This is a genomic window from Pseudomonas sp. ACM7 (genome assembly GCF_004136015.1).
GTDB lineage: Bacteria > Pseudomonadota > Gammaproteobacteria > Pseudomonadales > Pseudomonadaceae > Aquipseudomonas > Aquipseudomonas frigoris.
In genome coordinates, this window is record NZ_CP024866.1 from 828,566 (window position 1) to 845,578 (window position 17,013).

The window sequence follows — 17,013 nt, forward strand, 5'->3', positions numbered from 1 at the left end:
ATGACGCCGGTTCTGCCAACTCAGATTGAGGGCGGTGCCTCGGAACCGCGAGACGCCAACTCTTTCAGTTTAAGCTCGGCCAGCGGATGCCCTGCCTTCGCAGCAATCTCCCAAAACCGCGCAGCTTCAACCGCATCCGGCGCCTTGCTCGGTGTCCCGGCGATACTGATCACGCCAACTTGATACGCCGCCTTGCCATCCCCCGCCAACGCCGCCAGACGCAGCAACCGCACTCCCTCTTCGCGAGCGCCAAGGCCGACGCCACGAAAGGTCAGGATGTGGCCGTAGAAGCTCTGGGCGCCAACATCACCCAGGTTCGCCATGCGCGCGAACTGGCCTTCGAGCCAGCTCCAGCCACGCGGTTGGCGCACAAACCATGACCAGTGAAACAAGCGGCGAGCCAGCCAGTAGCTGGCCCTCGCCTTGAGTTTTAAAAACACTCAGGCCTCCGCCGATTCCGGGTACTCGTATTCGAACACCCGCACCACTTCCGAGGCATGCCAGGATGCTGCGGCCACCCCATCGGACGGGCCGGAGAAACGCCCCAGACGTTCGACACATTCAAAGAATCCGGTGCGCGGCAGGCGGCTGGCGCCCTGGCTGATCACCAGCGAACTGCGCAATGGCTGCTCGGCCTTGGCGTCCAGCGCGGCCAGATGTTCAAGCGCGGCGGTCAAGGTTTGCATGGCCGGTGTGGGCAGTTGCAAACGTTCGAGCAACGCCCGGTATGTCAGAAGATGACGCTGGCGACGCGCCTGATCCAGTTCGCCCAGCAACCCGTCCCAATGTTGACGACTGATGCGTACGCTCACGATTCATCCCTCCACCCTGGCACCGTCAATTCCCAGGCCAGGCTGCGGCGAATCGCAGCGTCGGGTAGACGCTCGCCACTTTCGATCAAGGCCAGATAGGACGGGCTGATGCCTACCGTGCGGGCCAACGCCTCAATGGCGATGCCCTTCCCTTCGCGCAAACTGCGTAGTTGATCCAGACCCGGAAGAATCTGGTCTGGTGTTGCCGCGTGACGCTCTGGGGCGACCCGCGACGGTTGTTCACTGATGCCTGCTGCTTTTAGTAGAGCCTGATACTGAGCCCATGGCAGAACCGCATACTCGGGCTCTCCTTCGCGTGTAATTATCTGAATATCCATGACTACCCCGTAGGACAACAACACTTAGCGAGTCGGCACTTTTCCCTAGAAGTGTAATCCTAACAGCGGCCAAGGTCGCGGGGGTATCAATCTGTGGATGAGATTGAATCAGTTCAGTTTTTTTTCGGCCCCTGAAGCTGAAGTTGTTCCGGGGTATCGGGAAGGCGTTCGACCACCGCAAGCTTTTCCGGCAACTGACGCTTGCGCCAGACGCGGAAGGCGTTGAGTTCATCGTCGAGAACTTTCATCAGCCAGGCCAGCACCGCGATGTCATCGAGCATGCCGAACACTGGGATGAAATCAGGAATGGCATCCACCGGACTGAGGAAGTACATCAGGCCTGCCACGACCGATATCAGGGCTTTGGGGCTGATGGCCCGATACTCACCGCGCCAATAAGCCAGGCAGAGTGCCTGCAACAGGCGTAGATCATCCTTGAGCTTGCCTAGCCGGTTACCCTGGCTGGCTCCTTTGCTGGCCACCGCGAAGAGTAAGGTCGGCAAACGTCCACGCGCCAGCAGGCGTCCGGCCAGAGGCAGGAAACGAGCGAAACTCCAGGGTGTTTTCATCATTTCCTCCCACTGAAATGTTATCCACACAAATTGTGGATAACCTTGTGAACAGAGCTGCTTTTCACGGCTGAAAGCCCCGTTTCATAAGGGCTTAACTCAGATCGGGCGTTTTTTACTCACATAAAAAAACCCAAGATATCATTGACTTGGCGCTCTGGCGCGGCTAGTGCGGGCGCCCTCAATGGCTATGACTCCAGCCTACAGCATCCGTTCGCTTTGTTTACCTTCGCTGAACGCCAGATGCAACAACGCCCCGCATAAGCGGGGCGTTGTTTTTAGAGCAGACGCTGATTACTTGGTAGCGGCGTCTTGTTTTGCTGGATCCTTGATTGCCAGCAGTTCCAGGTCGAATACCAGCACCGAGTTGGCTGGAATCGCCGGGCTTGGGCTTTGGGCGCCGTAAGCCAGTTCGCTAGGGATGTACAGTTTGTACTTCTCGCCAACGTGCATCAGTTGCAGGCCTTCGACCCAACCCGGAATCACACCGCTGACCGGCAGATCGATCGGGCTGCCACGCTCGACGGAACTGTCGAAAACGGTGCCGTTGGTCAGGGTGCCGGTGTAGTGAACGGTCACTACGTCGGTCGGCTTAGGCTGTGCGCCATCGGCTTTCTTGACCACTTCATACTGCAGGCCCGAAGCGGTGGTGGTTACACCGGCTTTCTTGGCGTTGTCTTCGAGGAATTTCTTGCCGCCAGCTGCCGACTCTTCGCTCATTTTGGCCATACGCTCTTCAGCACGCTTTTGCAGTGCTGCGAAGGCTTCGACCAGTTCGTCATCCTTCAGCTTCTGTTCTTTCTTGCCGACGGCATCTTCGATGCCTTGGGCTACGGCTTTGGAGTCCAGATCATCCATGCCTTCCTGAGCCAGGCTCTTGCCCATGTTCAGGCCAATCCCGTAGGAAGCTTTTTGCGCCGGGGTTTTCAGCTCTACGCTGGTCTGCGAATCACAACCCGCAAGTACCAGGCTAACCAGGGCCACCGCCGCCGCCAACCGATGCTGTTTCATGCTATTTCCTTGTTCATGCGCCTAAAGGGCAATCGAATTAAAGCCGCGAGCTTATCAGGCGGCCACGACCAATGGCTACCGGCATGAGAGCAGGAAACATCTGATAAGTTCAGGTGTTTTAACGCATTTCGGGATTGGGCTGATGAAGCTTCTGTCATCTTGTGCTCACAGAGACCGATAGCAGAACCCCAGCATCTGGCGTAATGGCCACTTGCCGCACCTCAGGTGCTGAGGCATAAGGGAGCTTCAAATCGACACGGATGTTTATCTTGCGCCTCTTCTTTCGCTTGCTGGTTCTGTTCGCAGTCCTGTTGGGGCTGGGCCTCGCCGTGGCTCTGTACTACGTCGCCAACCCGAAACTGCCGGCCTGGTCACCCGTGCAGCAGGTGCATTACCTGGAGCAATGGAGCGCCAACGACCGCGAGACTTACTACTTCACGCCCCAGGGTACTCAGGTCAAAGGCTTGCGCTATGACTGGTTCAAGGCCCTCGAATTACCGTTCTCGCAACAGCGATTCGCCGCTCCCGAATACCTCGCCCGCTTCGGTTTTCTGATCGACCCCAGCCAGAGACCCACACCAAACAACCCCGGCAATCTGCCAGTGGGCTTTGCCCGTCATCAGAACCCTGGAAGCCAGGACGAGTTTCTCGACATTACCTGCGCCGCCTGTCACACCGGTGAATTGCGCTTTAACGGCCAGGCCGTGCGCATCGATGGCGGTTCTGCACAGCACGTTCTGCCATCCAGCGTTCCTACGTTGCGCGGCGGCAGTTTCGGGCAAGCGCTGGTAGCGAGCCTGACGTCGACTTACTACAACCCGTGGAAATTCGAACGTTTCGCACGCAACGTATTGGGCCAGGACTACGATGCCCGGCATCAACAACTGCGCAAAGACGTCAAAGTCTCGCTCGACACCTTCTTGAAGGTGGCCTGGAACGACACCCATCGCGGGCTCTATCCCACCGAAGAAGGCCCCGGCCGCACCGACGCTTTCGGGCGCATTGCCAACGCCAGTTTCGGCGATGCGATTTCCCCCGCCAACTACCGTGTGGCCAACGCTCCGGTCGACTATCCGCAACTGTGGGACATGTGGACCTTCGACTGGGTGCAGTGGAACGGTTCGGCGCAGCAACCAATGGCCCGCAACATCGGTGAGGCCTTGGGTGTGGGTGCCACGCTGAATTTCTTCGACGCTAATGGCCAACCGCTTAAAGGAGACGCCCGTTATCCGTCCAGTGTCCGCTTACGCGATCTGCACCTGATCGAACAAACCCTGCAACGGCTCAAACCGCCAGCCTGGCCAGAAGAACTGCTGGGCGCCATCGATAAAACCCAGGCCGCAAAAGGTCGCGAATTATTCACCGAGAACTGCGCCGGCTGCCATGTACCTCGATCGGTCCAAAGCGACGGGCGCTGGGTGCAACATCTGAAAATGCTGCCCGTGGAGTTCATCGGCACAGACCCGGGCGCGGCCAATAACATCGCCGACCATCGCTTCGACCTCACAGCGTTGCAATGGGACCCGGCAGAGCTGGCGCAGCTGGATGTGCAATTGCAGCCGACGCCCGTTGAATCGCTGGATTTGAGCAAGCTCTCGTCGGCTAAAGGGTTGGCCTACGTCACCGCTTTCGTCGGAAACCGGGCCTTCCGTGAAGCAAACATTCCTGCGGCCGAACGACCGGACATGGATGGTTTCGGCCTGCCGATTGGCGTGCGTGAATTGCGCGCCTACAAGGCGCGACCATTGGCGGGAGTCTGGGCCACCGCGCCATTTCTGCATAACGGTTCGGTGCCGAGCATTTATCAGTTGCTCTCGCCCCAGGATGAACGCGCAACCACCTTCTATAAAGGCACTTTCGAGTACGACCCGAGGCACCTCGGCTATCGCACCGAGGCCTTCACCAATGGCTTCATGTTCGACACACGCATCACCGGCAATCACAACAGCGGCCACGAATTCCGCGCAGGCAAGCGTGGCAACGGCGTCATCGGTCGCCTGCTGCAACCGGAAGAGCGCTGGGCGCTGCTGGAGTATCTGAAAGTATTGGGCGGTCCATTGGAGGCGCAATTGCCATGAGCAGACTCTGGATGCGTTTTGGCGCCTTTCTCGGCAAAACCCTGCTGTGGTCGCTAGGCCTTGGATTGCTCGGCTGGGCACTGGCCACGGCGTGGTTCGCCTGGCAGCACAGCGGCCCGGTTTCGGCTGAAGAACTGATTCCGGATGGCGAATCAGCGATGACTCAAGACATCATCCAGACCGCCGTGCGCATCGTCGATCAGCACCGTGAAAGCACCCGCTACCTGCGCGACGCCCATGCCAAGGCCCATGGCTGCGTGAAGGCCGAGGTTCAGGTTCTGCCGGATCTGGCGGTTGAACTGCGTCAGGGTGTGTTCAGCGAACCCGGCAAAACCTGGCAAGCAACGATGCGGCTGTCCAACGGTAATGCCTACCCGCAGTTCGACAGCATCCGCGATGCTCGGGGCATGGCGATCAAGTTGCTCGATGTGCCCGGTAAACAACTGCTGCATGATCAACAGAGTCGTGGTGAACAGGACTTCGTGATGTTCAGCCATCCGAATTTCTTCGTCAGCGATGTCGCCGAGTACCGTCAGAATGTAGCCGCACAGGCTGACGGCAAGAAGCTGATGGCGTTCTTTCCGGGTTGGGACCCACGGACCTGGCAGGTTCGCCATCTGTTTATCGCGCTGGCGACACTTTCACCCGCCCCGGAAAGCCCGACCCAGACGACTTACTTTTCGGTTTCGCCCTACAAATTCGGCGAAGCCAATGCCAAGTTCCGCGTCATGCCCGATCCGGCAAACTGCCCGACTTACACCCTGCCTGCGCAAAACCAGAAGTTGCCGAACTTTTTGCGCAATGCGCTGAACCAGCAACTGTCGACCGACCGGATGCCGGCCTGTTTCGTCCTGCAGATACAGCGCCAGGACCCGGCCAAGTACATGCCGATCGAAGACACGAGCATTGAGTGGCAGGAAAACGATGCCCTGTTCGAGACCGTAGCGCGCATCAACGTACCCGCCCAGGACTTCGATACGCCTGCGCTGAACGTGCAATGCGATAACCAGTCGTTCAACCCATGGTTTGGCCTTGAGGCTCATCGCCCTATTGGCGGTATAAACCGGTTGCGCAAAGCCGTGTATGAAGCCGTGAGCGACTACCGACACAGCCGCAACGCCGAACGATAAGAAGGCGCACACGAAAGAAAGCGACCCAAAGGTCGCTTTCTCGGTGGAGCCTCGGCAGAAGCCAAACCCCAGACAGCAAAAAGCCCGCATTAAGCGGGCTTTCCGTGGTGACCTGGCGTTCAGCGTTCCAGGTGACCGAATATGGCGCAGCGGACGGGACTCGAACCCGCGACCCCCGGCGTGACAGGCCGGTATTCTAACCGACTGAACTACCGCTGCGCGTAGCGTTGAAAGTAAGTGGTGGGTGATGACGGGATCGAACCGCCGACATTCTGCTTGTAAGGCAGACGCTCTCCCAGCTGAGCTAATCACCCTTTACCTTCGTTGCGGGGCGCATTGTGCCACAGATTTTCATAAAGTGTTGATTTAATTGAATAATTTTCAAAAAAATCTGAAAACCCATAAAACGACGCGACCTGCAGGAACAACTTACAAACGTTGGACAGAAAAAAACCCGCGTTAAGCGGGCTTTTCCGTGGTGACCTGGCGTTCAGCGTTCCAGATAACCGAATATGGCGCAGCGGACGGGACTCGAACCCGCGACCCCCGGCGTGACAGGCCGGTATTCTAACCGACTGAACTACCGCTGCGCGTAACACTGGAAGCGAATGGTGGGTGATGACGGGATCGAACCGCCGACATTCTGCTTGTAAGGCAGACGCTCTCCCAGCTGAGCTAATCACCCTTCACTTTCGGTGTGGCGCGCATTCTACGGAGCGACCACATCTCTGGCAAGCACTTTTTTAATTAATTTTTTCAGGCCTTCCAAAGGCTTAGAGAAGGGTTGGCCTATGGCGCCGCGAAGAGAATAATGCCCCCCTTTGTATAAAGGAGAGACTCGCCCCATGTGGTTCAAAAACCTGCTTATCTATCGCCTGACCCAAGATCTGCCTTTTGATGCCGAGGCGTTGGAAACTGCACTGGCCACCAAACTGGCGCGTTCATGTGCAAGCCAGGAGTTGACCACCTACGGTTTCGTCGCGCCATTCGGCAAGGGCGAAGATGCTCCGCTGGTGCACATCAGCGGCGACTTCCTGCTGATCGCCGCGCGTAAAGAAGAGCGCATTCTGCCGGGCAGCGTCGTGCGTGACGCGGTGAAGGAAAAGGTCGAAGAGATCGAAGCCGAACAAATGCGCAAGGTCTACAAAAAGGAACGCGATCAGATCAAGGATGAAATCATCCAGGCCTTCCTACCGCGCGCCTTTATTCGTCGTTCGTCGACTTTCGCTGCCATCGCGCCGAAACAGGGCCTGATCCTGGTCAACTCGGCCAGCCCGAAACGTGCCGAAGACCTGTTGTCCACCCTGCGTGAAGTCATCGGCACGCTGCCGGTACGTCCGCTGACCGTGAAGATGTCCCCTACCGCGACCATGACTGAATGGGTCACCACCCAGAAAGCTGCGGACGATTTCTTCGTGCTGGACGAGTGCGAGCTGCGTGATACCCACGAAGACGGCGGCATCGTGCGTTGCAAGCGCCAGGACCTGACCAGCGAAGAAATCCAGCTGCACCTGAGCACCGGCAAAGTGGTCACTCAGCTGTCGTTGGCCTGGCAAGACAAGCTGTCTTTCGTGCTTGACGACAAGATGGTGGTCAAGCGCCTGAAGTTCGAAGACCTGCTGCAAGACCAGGCGGAACAGGACGGTGGCGAAGAAGCCCTCGGCCAACTGGACGCCAGCTTCACCCTGATGATGCTGACCTTCGGCGACTTCCTGCCAGCGCTGGTTGAAGCGTTGGGCGGTGAAGAGACTCCGCAGGGGATCTAAAGGCTGGTGATTGCTAATGTGGGAGCGGGCTTGCTCGCGAATAGGGACTGACATTCAGCGATGATGTTGACTGTCAGGACGCCTTCGCGAGCAAGCCCGCTCCCACATTGGGCCTGCGTAATTTTCGAATACGAATAACAAGGATCAGGCCATGCGTGCACTGGCTGCATTGAGTCGTTTTGTCGGCAACACCTTCGCTTACTGGGTACTGATTTTCGCCGTCGTGGCGTTCCTGCAACCGACCTGGTTCATCGGCCTGAAGGGCGCGATCGTGCCGCTGTTGGGCCTGGTGATGTTCGGCATGGGCCTGACCCTCAAACTCGAAGACTTCGCCGAAGTCGCTCGCCATCCATGGCGCGTGGCCCTGGGCGTGGTTGCGCATTTCGTGATCATGCCCGGTGTGGCGTGGTTGCTTTGCCAGGCTTTCCACTTGCCGCCGGAGATCGCTGTCGGCGTCATCCTGGTCGGCTGCTGCCCTAGCGGCACCTCGTCGAACGTGATGACCTGGCTGGCCCGCGGCGATCTGGCGCTGTCGGTAGCCATCGCCGCTGTCACCACCCTCCTTGCTCCGCTGCTGACCCCGGCGCTGATCTGGTTGTTGGCCTCAGCCTGGTTGCCGGTGTCGTTCATGGAGTTGTTCTGGTCGATCCTGCAAGTGGTGCTGTTGCCGATCGTGCTTGGCGTGGTTGCCCAGCGCCTGCTGGGTGATCGGGTTCGCCACGCGGTGGACGTGCTGCCGCTGATCTCGGTGGTGAGCATCGTGATCATCGTCACCGCGGTGGTGGCCGCCAGCCAGGCGAAGATCGCCGAATCCGGCCTGTTGATCATGGCCGTGGTGATGCTGCACAACAGCTTCGGCTATCTGCTGGGTTACTTCACCGGGAGGCTGTTCAAGTTGCCACTGGCCCAGCGTAAATCCCTGGCGCTGGAAGTCGGCATGCAGAACTCCGGGCTGGGTGCGGCCCTGGCCAGTGCGCACTTCTCGCCGCTGGCGGCGGTGCCGAGTGCGTTGTTCAGCGTCTGGCACAACATCTCCGGGGCGCTGCTCTCGACGTATTTCCGCCGGATGAGTGAGAAAGAAGATCGGGAAACAGCGGCTCAGCAGGCTATCGACTGATCCGAAAACTTGATCCCCGGGTTAATGATGGGCACTCTATTGTGCAACGCGAGGACGACCTCGCGGCTCGATCGAGTCATTAATCTGGGGACGACCCCGTCAATCGATGGAGGTCTCTCATGTCCTGGATCATTCTGTTTTTCGCCGGCCTGTTCGAAGTTGGCTGGGCCGTCGGCCTGAAATACACCGATGGCTTCAGTCGCCCTCTCCCCACCGCATTGACCGTTGCCGCCATGGCCATCAGCCTTGGCTTGCTGGGCCTTGCCATGAAGGAATTGCCGCTGGGCACGGCCTACGCGATCTGGACGGGTGTCGGTGCGGTCGGGACGGTAATTGCCGGGATCATTCTGTTCGGTGAATCCATGGCGCTGTTCAGGCTCGCCAGTGTGGCGCTGATCATTTCCGGGCTGGTCGGGCTGAAGATCAGCGCCTGACCGATTGCTGCCATTACGAAAAAGCCCGCCCCCCTTTCGATACAGACAGGGGGAACGGGCTTTTTCAATGGCGTGTATTAAACGATCAGCTCTCGGCCAGCTCCATGCGTCCACGCGCGACAAAAGCCTTTTCCGCATGCTCAAGCTGCATGCAGCGCTCCAGGAACAGGAACATGTAGTCGTAGCTCTTGCAGACGGCCTGACGCAATTCCACTTGCAGGGATTTGCTTGGGTTCATGCCCGCCAGCGTGCAGATAATTTCCAGGGCTTCCCACGGATGGGCATCGTCGTACTGGGCATGCATTTTTAACCACTTCATGGCCCGCTTGCGATCTTCCTCGGGGAATGATGCCGAGTAGACGCCACTGGAACAGACCAGCGCCGACCACTCCCCGGTCGCACCTTCAATGGCGTAGTTGGTGGCGGCAATGGCAACGATCAGCGAATCCGACGAACTGGTGTGCCAGCACCAGTGGCTCAAGGCGTGAAGTTCAGGGGCAACCTTTTGCGCTTGCAGATCTTCCAGGCTGACACCGTGAGCACGGCTCCAGTGCACCCAGTAATCGGCATGGTTCAATTCGACGCGTATGTTACGCATCAGCCAGCGACGCGCCATGTCTTCACCTGGATGGCGGGCAAAGCGAGTCTTGGTCAGGTTTTGTGCCATATATAACGCGAACTGTTCGACTACCGGCCAGCCACCGATCAGGTACTGACGCATGGTCTTTGCACTGAGTTTGTTATCACGCAGACGCTTATACAGTTCGTGTTCGACAACCCGGTGTTTGCTCTCGCTGCAATCCTGGATCAGGCTTTGAGCCCAGGCGGGATAACTTGCAGCTTCCATGAGTGGTCCGGTTCGGTTGAATGTGTCGATCACTGTCGAGCTCCTTTTGATTGTGATTATAAGGATCAGCAAGAGATTTCAACGGAACGTGCCAGGCGCCTTGAATAACAAAGGCTGAGGCCTGGCTGGACGACTTTGTAAACTGTCGCAGGTAAACAAATGCGGGCGTTCAATAACATACCCTTGAGCGTAATCCACCCCGATCTCCAGCAATGCCTGCTCGATCTGGGGTGTTTCAACAAACTCGGCAATCGTACGCTTACCCATAACATGACCGATGTGATTGATCACTTCGACCATGGCGCGGTTAATCGGGTCGTCCAGCATATCCTTTACGAAACTCCCGTCGATCTTCAGAAAGTCTACAGGCAAATGTTTCAAGTAGGCGAATGAGGACATTCCGGCGCAAAAGTCATCCAGTGAAAAGTGGCAACCTAAACCTTTGAGTTCATTAATAAATCTGATTGCACTTCCGAGATTGGAAATAGCACTGGTTTCAGTGATTTCAAAACAAATCATTTCAGGCGGTATGGAGTAAGTAACAAACTGTTCACGCAGGAAGTGCAGAAACGCCTCATCTCCGATAGTTGTGCCTGACAGATTAATCGCACACATGGCCAACGGCCCTTTGCGCTGTTCGGCTATACATTGGGCAATGACTTTGAAAACGTTCTGCACAACCCAGCGGTCAAGGGACGTCATCAGACCATAACGTTCGGCAGCCGGAATAAAGCTGTCGGGCAGAATCATCCGTCCGGCTTCGTCATGCAGACGCAACAGAATTTCGATATGTCCACCGCCCTTCTCGATATGACCAAGGGGCGCGATTTCCTGGGCGTACAGGCAGAAGCGGTCTTCTTCCAGCGCCATGTGCAAGCGCTGCACCCAAGCCATCTCGCCGAAGCGCAGGGACAGTTCCGAATCATCGGCGTGATAGACCTGAACCCGATTACGGCCTTTCTCCTTTGCCATGTAGCAAGCCATATCAGCAGCACGCAGCGAGGCTTCGAGAGTGGTCGGATTCTGAGTGACGTGAACCAGCCCGATGCTCACAGTGGTCACGAACGGTCGGCCTTTCCAGACGAAGTGCAGGTTCTGCACGGTCTGACGCAGGCCTTCGGCGATTTTTTCGGCGGCTTCCGGAGCGCAGTTCTCCAGCAGGATGCCAAACTCGTCGCCACCCAACCGGGCCAAGGTATCGCCTTCGCGCAAACCGGATTGCAACAGAGCACAGATATGCCGCAGTAACTCGTCACCCGCCGCATGGCCGCAGGTATCGTTGACCAGTTTGAACTGATCCAGATCGAGGAACATCAGGGCATGGCGCCCCGACTGCCGTGTCAGGTTGTGCAGCGCCTGTTCCAGGCGATATTCGAACTCGCGGCGGTTAGCGAGCCCGGTCAAGGCGTCATGGGTCGCCTGCCAGGACAGATTGGCAATGTATTGCCGCTCCTGGGTCATGTCGTGCAATACCAGCACGGTACCGCTGACCTTGCCGGCGTTGCGGATCGGCGCACCGACCAGGGTGACCGAAACCGTGCTGCCATCCAGGCGCTGGATCAGTTTTGAGTGTTCGCTGCCTCCACTGAGTTGTCCGCTCAAAATGTGCTCGATCAACGTGAAGCCATCGGCCTGAGCGTTCTCGTCCAGCAGATTGAACAGCGCCGCCAGCGGCAAACCCGTCGCCTGCTCGGCCTTCCAGTGGGTCAGCACCTCGGCGGCCGGGTTCATGTAGGCGATCGCGCCGTCGACATTCGTGGTGATCACGCCATCGCCAATCGATTGCAGGGTGATCTGCGCCCGGTCCTTCTCCAACTGCAGGGCCTCGGCGAACGCATTGCGGTGCTTGAGCAGTTTGTGGGTGCGCATCAAGGCCAGCGCAATCAAGCCCAGAGCGGTGGCGAGGTTGGTCACCAGCAGCAGCCGCAGGATCACCCGTGAACCTTCGCCCAAGGCATCGCTGAAGGCTTTCGCCGCCGGTGTCACACCCTCGTTGATGGCGAATATCTGGTCTTTCCAGCGCTTGATGTCAGCCTCGGCGGCCTGATTGACAGGTATGTGCTGATGCATTTCCTTCGCAACCTCATCGAGTTGCACCAGATACGCGTCGCCCACCGTCCAAAGGTCGATAGCTTTTTCGAGGTAACTGAAGTGCCGGAAATTGAGGTAAAGCCAGATCAAACTGGAGACGTCATCCGGGTGGTTACCTCCCTTGAGGATCGCCACCCGTGCCGCTTCGATATTAGGTGGCCGATGATCCAGCGCCACACGCAACTCGTGGCCCCCCTGCGGTACGGCAATGGCGTTCTGGTATTTGAGGAAAATCGTCTCGTCGCGGTTGTCGGCGTAGAGATTGAGGTAATAGATGGCGTCTTTTTGGCCTTTGGACCACAGGCTTTCACCGGCAACGTAGCCGCGAACCGCCGACAGAACATACAGGCTGACACCGCCCAGCAAGGCTTGAAATAACACGACGGCAATAAATGGCCAGACGATGCCCAACAACCGTGGCGTTCCGAGAGTCCGCGCTTGATTCATGAGGTCCCTTGTTTTAGCACTGCCAGATCATCATCCACCGTGATCGCTACAGCTAGACTAGGGTGCGTTCTCGGTTCCGGCAAGCGGAGGATCAGCCTCGGTACACTCTAAACACAACCATATATATGTACAGCCACAGCAGATTTCGAGATCGATTAACTGGGCACTCCAAGATTCCCCTACTTGTTGCGGGAATTACTTTCATGAGGAGTGCGACATGACATCGACACCTTTAGCTGCACCCGACACATCGGCCGCCGAAGAAATTCGCGCCAGACAAGCGCTGGGACTTGATGACGGCCCGGATATCGAATCTTTTATTACTCAACCCACCGCTCAGGATCGACAACGGTTCAAGGCTTTGCAACGCGCGACACCCACCCTCGCGCAATCCCTGACCATCAACATGTACAAGGCAAAACTCATCAATGTTCAAATCGTCGACACCGTAAAAAGCTTCATGACCGGCAAGTCCTCGTTGATCCGTCATCTGGGCGGCGATGTACTGCGTCTCGCGTCCGAAGAGGAATTGCGTGCGAAGCCCTCGGTATTTCTCGAGCGGATATTGAACGCGACCCAAGCACAGGATCTGGCAGACCGGCTTCTCAAGAAACTCAAGTGGTATGGCGCAGGCCCTGACGAACAGACTTCAGAGTCCATACGCCATCAACTGGTTTGCAAAGCCATATGCCTTTACTTGCACGCCCCGTCAGCCGATGAGCCGCAGGAACTTGCCGGATTCCGCTGGCAAGACCCGGCTCACTGGGGCAAAAGCTACCAGACCCTGCGCAGCGATTTTGAACAGCACTTGCTGCGCACCAAACGGGTCGCTGATGCAAAAGAAGCGACCTTTCTCGCTCGGGTGTTCGAGACCCGCCTCTCAAAGGACTTCGCTGTGCGCGATATCCCGTCCGACCTTCCTTACAAAAGTTCGGTGGTGTGGGTGAACTTCATGCACGGCGTGCTGCTGGCAGATGAACTCGACCTTGATCGATTGCAACCGCTGTCCTTTCAACAACTCGTTGACCTGCCCCTGACCCGGAGCGCCGACGCCTCGTCCGAACAACTTGAGAAGATTGCGCGACTGAGGATGGGTCCAGCGCTGGAATGGGCGGTGTGCTGTGGCATCGTTCAATCGCGAACGGAATCCGATTACGACGAGGACGATATGACGCGGGCGATGGCAGCTCTGGAAAGCCACAGCGAGAGCCTGAACAACGCCGTCATGACACTCGATTTGCCGCCCCCTGAAAGACTGAAGATGGCCAAACGGGTAAAGGATGATCTGTTTGGCGATGCAATGTTCGAATCGGACGGGCGCAAGTTGCTGCGTCATGTGCCACCGAGCAGCTTGGGGTTCAGAGATATGCCCTCATTGAAGCTGCCGGGCGATGCATTCCTCGATGTCTATGCCGATGGCCAATTCGATGACGCAAGCAAATGGTTTGTAACCCAGTCCGATGGAAAAACACGAACCAGTCACTGGATCAAGATCGACGACAAGCGAACCCTGCATGATGAGGAATTCCGCAAGGATCATAGGGGGATCGAAAGGCTTGTGCCTAGCAGAAGCGGGGGCAAGACGCTGCCTGATATCAACAGGCAGTTTGAAACAGACTTCACAAACTACCTCTCGAAAATCAGGACGGCCTATCAGACCCTGATCGCCAGTCTACTGACCTCGCTGCCACTGGCCGACCGCCAGTCGCTGGAACAAGGTGAAGTCAAGGTGTTGAGGCTGCGGCAGACCGGCACCGAAGATGGACAGTCACCAGAGAGACTGGCAAGGAAAGGTTTCGTTTTAAAAGCGACCCTCAATGATGAAAAAATCACCTATTACGAACTCATCCCGAGTGCCGGCGTCATTCGTCGCCGAGACGGCTTGAGGGTTTCTACAATCAAAGGCGAGCGCGTTGAGTTTCCATTGCACGCATCAATCCCCAACCAAACCCATTATCCTTTACACGCCACTACGATACTCCTCGATTTTTCCGCACACCTGAATGGCACGGCGCCCCCAGCCAAGGCGTTCTGCATAGCATTCCTCGATACAATAGCGCACGTGCCCGCAGCTGTATCGCCGAGCGCAGCCGTTAGCCATAGCGAAGGAACGGCGCGGGTATCCCCCCGTTTGAATGCAGTGGCCCACTACATTGCAACGAATTTTCTGTACGTAGATGAACGGCAGTTGCATACCCAAGCCCGCGGCATGACGGTATTCGACACCATCAGGGCTAGAAACGAACAACGGCGGAATACGTTCGTTGAGGTGGTCAAAGGGTTTGTGCCCTTCTGGGGCAGTATTGAGGACCTTTTGTCGGGCCAGATACTCACAGGCGTGATCGGACTCGTATTGGACCTGGCTTCATTCATCAGTCCTGCCGGGAAATTCATGTCGGGCTCGGTGCGTTTGATCAGGGCCGGGGTCACAGCCTCGCGCATGACCGTCAAAGCAAGTCTGCCCTCCTTTTCAACGTTGACCCGAAAACTGCTGACCGCTTCGCTGAGAAACCTGAACCCGGTGGACGGGGCTCCGACACTGGTGAAGGCAACGGTAAGCGGCGCCAGGAAAGGGCTGTACACAGCCGGCCGCATGGGCCTTGACGGAATCAAAAAACTGACAGGACACGCCGACAGCTACCGACTGGTCCACAACCTGCCCCAGACAACCGATCCGGGGCGCTGGAAACCGCTGACAAACAGCGATCGACTGGCAACGGTCAACGGTGTCGATGATGTACTTGTGCGCAATACCAGCCCGTCGGACCTGACCCGATTCCACCCCGTCGACCCGGTGACGTCCTTGCCCTATGGCCCGCGCCTGAGCAATAACCACAGAAACTTCATGCAGGGCCGGTCAACCTTCAAAACGTTACCTCCTACCGAATCCCACGTCCTGGTAGAACTCCCGGAATATGTCCATATCCGTGAAGTACTTGAGATCGATGGTCGAACCACACTGTTCGTTGATGACATTCCCTATCGTCTGGACGGCAACCAACTGCGCCGTGCCGACTTGATTGATGATCAGACGATGTTCAAATCCTTGCCTTGCCGGGTACGACGTAACCCGGGTGCCGATGTATGCAAGACTTCATTCGTCACCCGTGATCCGGCGCCGACGCCGGCCATTGGCAGTTTCGACGAAAACAAAGGCTGGGCGCCGTGGTTCGGAGACAGTATCTATACGCCGGCCACTGCGGATCGGGCGATGATGCTTAAAACCCTGAAGAATAAAAACCGGCTCCTGGCTACGATGGAGTTCCAAAAAGGGATTTATGGGAGGATCAAGGTGAGTATTCCCTTCAGGAAGCAGAATCAATTTGACACCTTCGAGGCCGGCGCCATCATCATCCCGGCGATAGACGATTCGAAGCACTATGCGTTCACCCGACTGGATGCCGGAACTTTTTACGTCGCCGAACTGGCACAAGGTCAAAGCATAAGAGACACGCTGAATTTCAAGAAAGCTTCCACATTACCGGTAGATCTCAAAGCAGAATTGCTGACTGTCTACACCGGATCGTTGAATGCCAACAATATGGCGAGGATTCACGGTACGGAAGCGGTGGAACGTGCGTTGAAAACAATGGAAGAAATTGCCATTCCGATTGGCGGCCACGTGAACCCGCCCGATACGCTCAAGCTGCTCAAGGTCGATACCAGTCCAGGCGAAGCAGTGCTTTTCGACCATTCCACACGAATGATTGTCAGAAAACTTCCAACCGGGGCGACGTCCTGGTCTCGCAGCCGATCCGCTTCGGACACCTTTCGCCAAAGAACCGCGGAAATCTTCGATACGCTGTTCGTTGAGAAAACCATCACGACCCAGTTGAACAGCGACTTGAAAATCAATAGGACGATGGACAAGTTCCAGGAGCTGCTTCCCCCCGCTCTTCAAACACAGAACTCCAGAAACATCGCCTACGCCGATGTCGTAACGTCGGCCGGGAAACGCGAAGTTTATGTCAGCGTTTCAGGTGCGCAAGGACTGACCGGAGAACTTCCGCTATTCAAACCTCCGTTCGCCCCTAATGGAGTAATTGTCAACGGAACCACCTACTTCAATATCGACGTCGGCCAGACATTTACCAGAACTTCGTTGAACGTCACAAACGACGGAAAGGTACTGGCCATTCCACATACGATAAAGGACATTGACACCTATACGCCGTCGATGACCAGCCGACCGACGTCTTTGGACAGCGAGGCCAAGCTGATCCGCGTACTTCGTGAAAAATACCCGGATCGTGAAATGATCACGTCGGTCAACGTGGCCACGACCATGCCGCCATGCAACAGCTGTTCTGTCGTCATGAAAGAGTTCGGCTATGACGGAACAGCGGGTACTCTGGAAGTTCTGTGGAATTGAC

The 17,013-nt window shown here is 57.0% G+C and carries 13 protein-coding genes and 4 tRNA genes; 6 read left to right on the forward strand and 11 right to left on the reverse strand.

The window, feature by feature from the left end; all coding sequences use genetic code 11:
* Window positions 1–20: 20 nt before the first annotated feature.
* The 5 genes from CUN63_RS03970 to CUN63_RS03990 all read right to left on the reverse strand — a co-directional run bounded on the left by CUN63_RS03970 (window position 21) and on the right by CUN63_RS03990 (window position 2,730).
* On the reverse strand, window positions 21–440 hold the full coding sequence (locus tag CUN63_RS03970; protein ID WP_129437357.1) for a sel1 repeat family protein: 420 nt from the start codon (window positions 438–440) through the stop codon (window positions 21–23).
* Entirely contained in the window at window positions 441–812 is a 372-nt protein-coding gene (locus tag CUN63_RS03975; RefSeq protein WP_003223109.1) for a hypothetical protein, read from the reverse strand. It lies immediately after the preceding gene.
* Window positions 809–1,150, reverse strand: a complete 342-nt coding sequence (locus tag CUN63_RS03980; protein WP_129437358.1) for a helix-turn-helix transcriptional regulator — start codon at window positions 1,148–1,150, stop codon at window positions 809–811. The genes CUN63_RS03975 and CUN63_RS03980 overlap by 4 nt, the downstream gene beginning before the upstream one ends.
* 113 nt (window positions 1,151–1,263) lie before the next feature.
* Entirely contained in the window at window positions 1,264–1,719 is a 456-nt protein-coding gene (locus CUN63_RS03985) for a YkvA family protein (protein ID WP_129437359.1), read from the reverse strand.
* Window positions 1,720–2,013: 294 nt separating this feature from the next.
* Window positions 2,014–2,730 (reverse strand): FKBP-type peptidyl-prolyl cis-trans isomerase, encoded by a 717-nt coding sequence (locus CUN63_RS03990; protein ID WP_129437360.1) that lies wholly within the window; start codon window positions 2,728–2,730, stop codon window positions 2,014–2,016.
* Window positions 2,731–2,999: 269 nt separating this feature from the next.
* Between CUN63_RS03990 and CUN63_RS03995 the strand changes: the two genes are divergently transcribed.
* Both CUN63_RS03995 and CUN63_RS04000 read left to right on the forward strand, forming a co-directional pair.
* Window positions 3,000–4,808 carry a di-heme-cytochrome C peroxidase gene (locus CUN63_RS03995; RefSeq protein WP_129437361.1) on the forward strand — a complete coding sequence of 603 codons (1,809 nt, stop codon included), beginning with the start codon at window positions 3,000–3,002 and terminating at the stop codon, window positions 4,806–4,808.
* A complete protein-coding gene (locus tag CUN63_RS04000; RefSeq protein WP_129437362.1) occupies window positions 4,805–5,938 on the forward strand; it encodes a catalase family protein in 1,134 nt (377 codons plus the stop codon). The genes CUN63_RS03995 and CUN63_RS04000 overlap by 4 nt, the downstream gene beginning before the upstream one ends.
* Window positions 5,939–6,080: 142 nt before the next feature.
* Here the strand turns inward: CUN63_RS04000 and CUN63_RS04005 are convergent.
* The 4 genes from CUN63_RS04005 to CUN63_RS04020 all read right to left on the reverse strand — a co-directional run bounded on the left by CUN63_RS04005 (window position 6,081) and on the right by CUN63_RS04020 (window position 6,623).
* A tRNA-Asp gene (locus tag CUN63_RS04005) sits at window positions 6,081–6,157 on the reverse strand.
* 19 nt (window positions 6,158–6,176) lie between these two features.
* A tRNA-Val gene (locus CUN63_RS04010) sits at window positions 6,177–6,252 on the reverse strand.
* A gap of 199 nt (window positions 6,253–6,451) precedes the next feature.
* Window positions 6,452–6,528 (reverse strand) — tRNA-Asp (locus CUN63_RS04015).
* Between the two features lie 19 nt (window positions 6,529–6,547).
* A tRNA-Val gene (locus tag CUN63_RS04020) sits at window positions 6,548–6,623 on the reverse strand.
* 160 nt (window positions 6,624–6,783) lie between these two features.
* Here CUN63_RS04020 and rdgC point away from each other — a divergent pair.
* The 3 genes from rdgC to sugE all read left to right on the forward strand — a co-directional run bounded on the left by rdgC (window position 6,784) and on the right by sugE (window position 9,255).
* Window positions 6,784–7,704, forward strand: a complete 921-nt coding sequence (gene rdgC, locus CUN63_RS04025; protein ID WP_046049133.1) for a recombination-associated protein RdgC — start codon at window positions 6,784–6,786, stop codon at window positions 7,702–7,704.
* A gap of 151 nt (window positions 7,705–7,855) precedes the next feature.
* On the forward strand, window positions 7,856–8,821 hold the full coding sequence (locus tag CUN63_RS04030; RefSeq protein WP_129437363.1) for a bile acid:sodium symporter family protein: 966 nt from the start codon (window positions 7,856–7,858) through the stop codon (window positions 8,819–8,821).
* Window positions 8,822–8,940: 119 nt separating this feature from the next.
* Window positions 8,941–9,255 carry a quaternary ammonium compound efflux SMR transporter SugE gene (gene sugE / locus CUN63_RS04035; RefSeq protein ID WP_008151200.1) on the forward strand — a complete coding sequence of 105 codons (315 nt, stop codon included), beginning with the start codon at window positions 8,941–8,943 and terminating at the stop codon, window positions 9,253–9,255.
* Between the two features lie 85 nt (window positions 9,256–9,340).
* Here the strand turns inward: sugE and CUN63_RS04040 are convergent, their stop codons facing one another.
* Window positions 9,341–10,102: a TenA family transcriptional regulator gene (locus CUN63_RS04040; protein WP_371928211.1), complete on the reverse strand. Its 762-nt coding sequence runs from the start codon at window positions 10,100–10,102 to the stop codon at window positions 9,341–9,343.
* Window positions 10,103–10,180: 78 nt separating this feature from the next.
* On the reverse strand, window positions 10,181–12,640 hold the full coding sequence (locus CUN63_RS04045; protein WP_129437365.1) for an EAL domain-containing protein: 2,460 nt from the start codon (window positions 12,638–12,640) through the stop codon (window positions 10,181–10,183).
* A 217-nt stretch (window positions 12,641–12,857) separates the two neighbouring features.
* On the opposite strand from CUN63_RS04045, the gene CUN63_RS04050 reads away from it, so the two are divergent.
* Complete coding sequence (locus CUN63_RS04050; RefSeq protein ID WP_129437366.1) at window positions 12,858–17,012, forward strand: deaminase domain-containing protein; 4,155 nt, start codon at window positions 12,858–12,860, stop codon at window positions 17,010–17,012.
* Window position 17,013: the final 1 nt, after the last annotated feature.

Bases quoted from the DNA above. Each gene is read 5' to 3' on its own strand.
- CUN63_RS03980 (WP_129437358.1), bottom strand. From the start codon at position 1,150: ATGGATATTCAGATAATTACACGCGAAGGAGAGCCCGAGTATGCGGTT.
- CUN63_RS03985 (WP_129437359.1), bottom strand. From the start codon at position 1,719: ATGAAAACACCCTGGAGTTTCGCTCGTTTCCTGCCTCTGGCCGGACGC.
- CUN63_RS03990 (WP_129437360.1), bottom strand. From the start codon at position 2,730: ATGAAACAGCATCGGTTGGCGGCGGCGGTGGCCCTGGTTAGCCTGGTA.
- CUN63_RS04000 (WP_129437362.1), top strand. From the start codon at position 4,805: ATGAGCAGACTCTGGATGCGTTTTGGCGCCTTTCTCGGCAAAACCCTG.
- rdgC (WP_046049133.1), top strand. From the start codon at position 6,784: ATGTGGTTCAAAAACCTGCTTATCTATCGCCTGACCCAAGATCTGCCT.
- CUN63_RS04030 (WP_129437363.1), top strand. From the start codon at position 7,856: ATGCGTGCACTGGCTGCATTGAGTCGTTTTGTCGGCAACACCTTCGCT.
- sugE (WP_008151200.1), top strand. From the start codon at position 8,941: ATGTCCTGGATCATTCTGTTTTTCGCCGGCCTGTTCGAAGTTGGCTGG.
- CUN63_RS04040 (WP_371928211.1), bottom strand. From the start codon at position 10,102: ATGGAAGCTGCAAGTTATCCCGCCTGGGCTCAAAGCCTGATCCAGGAT.
- CUN63_RS04045 (WP_129437365.1), bottom strand. From the start codon at position 12,640: ATGAATCAAGCGCGGACTCTCGGAACGCCACGGTTGTTGGGCATCGTC.
- CUN63_RS04050 (WP_129437366.1), top strand. From the start codon at position 12,858: ATGACATCGACACCTTTAGCTGCACCCGACACATCGGCCGCCGAAGAA.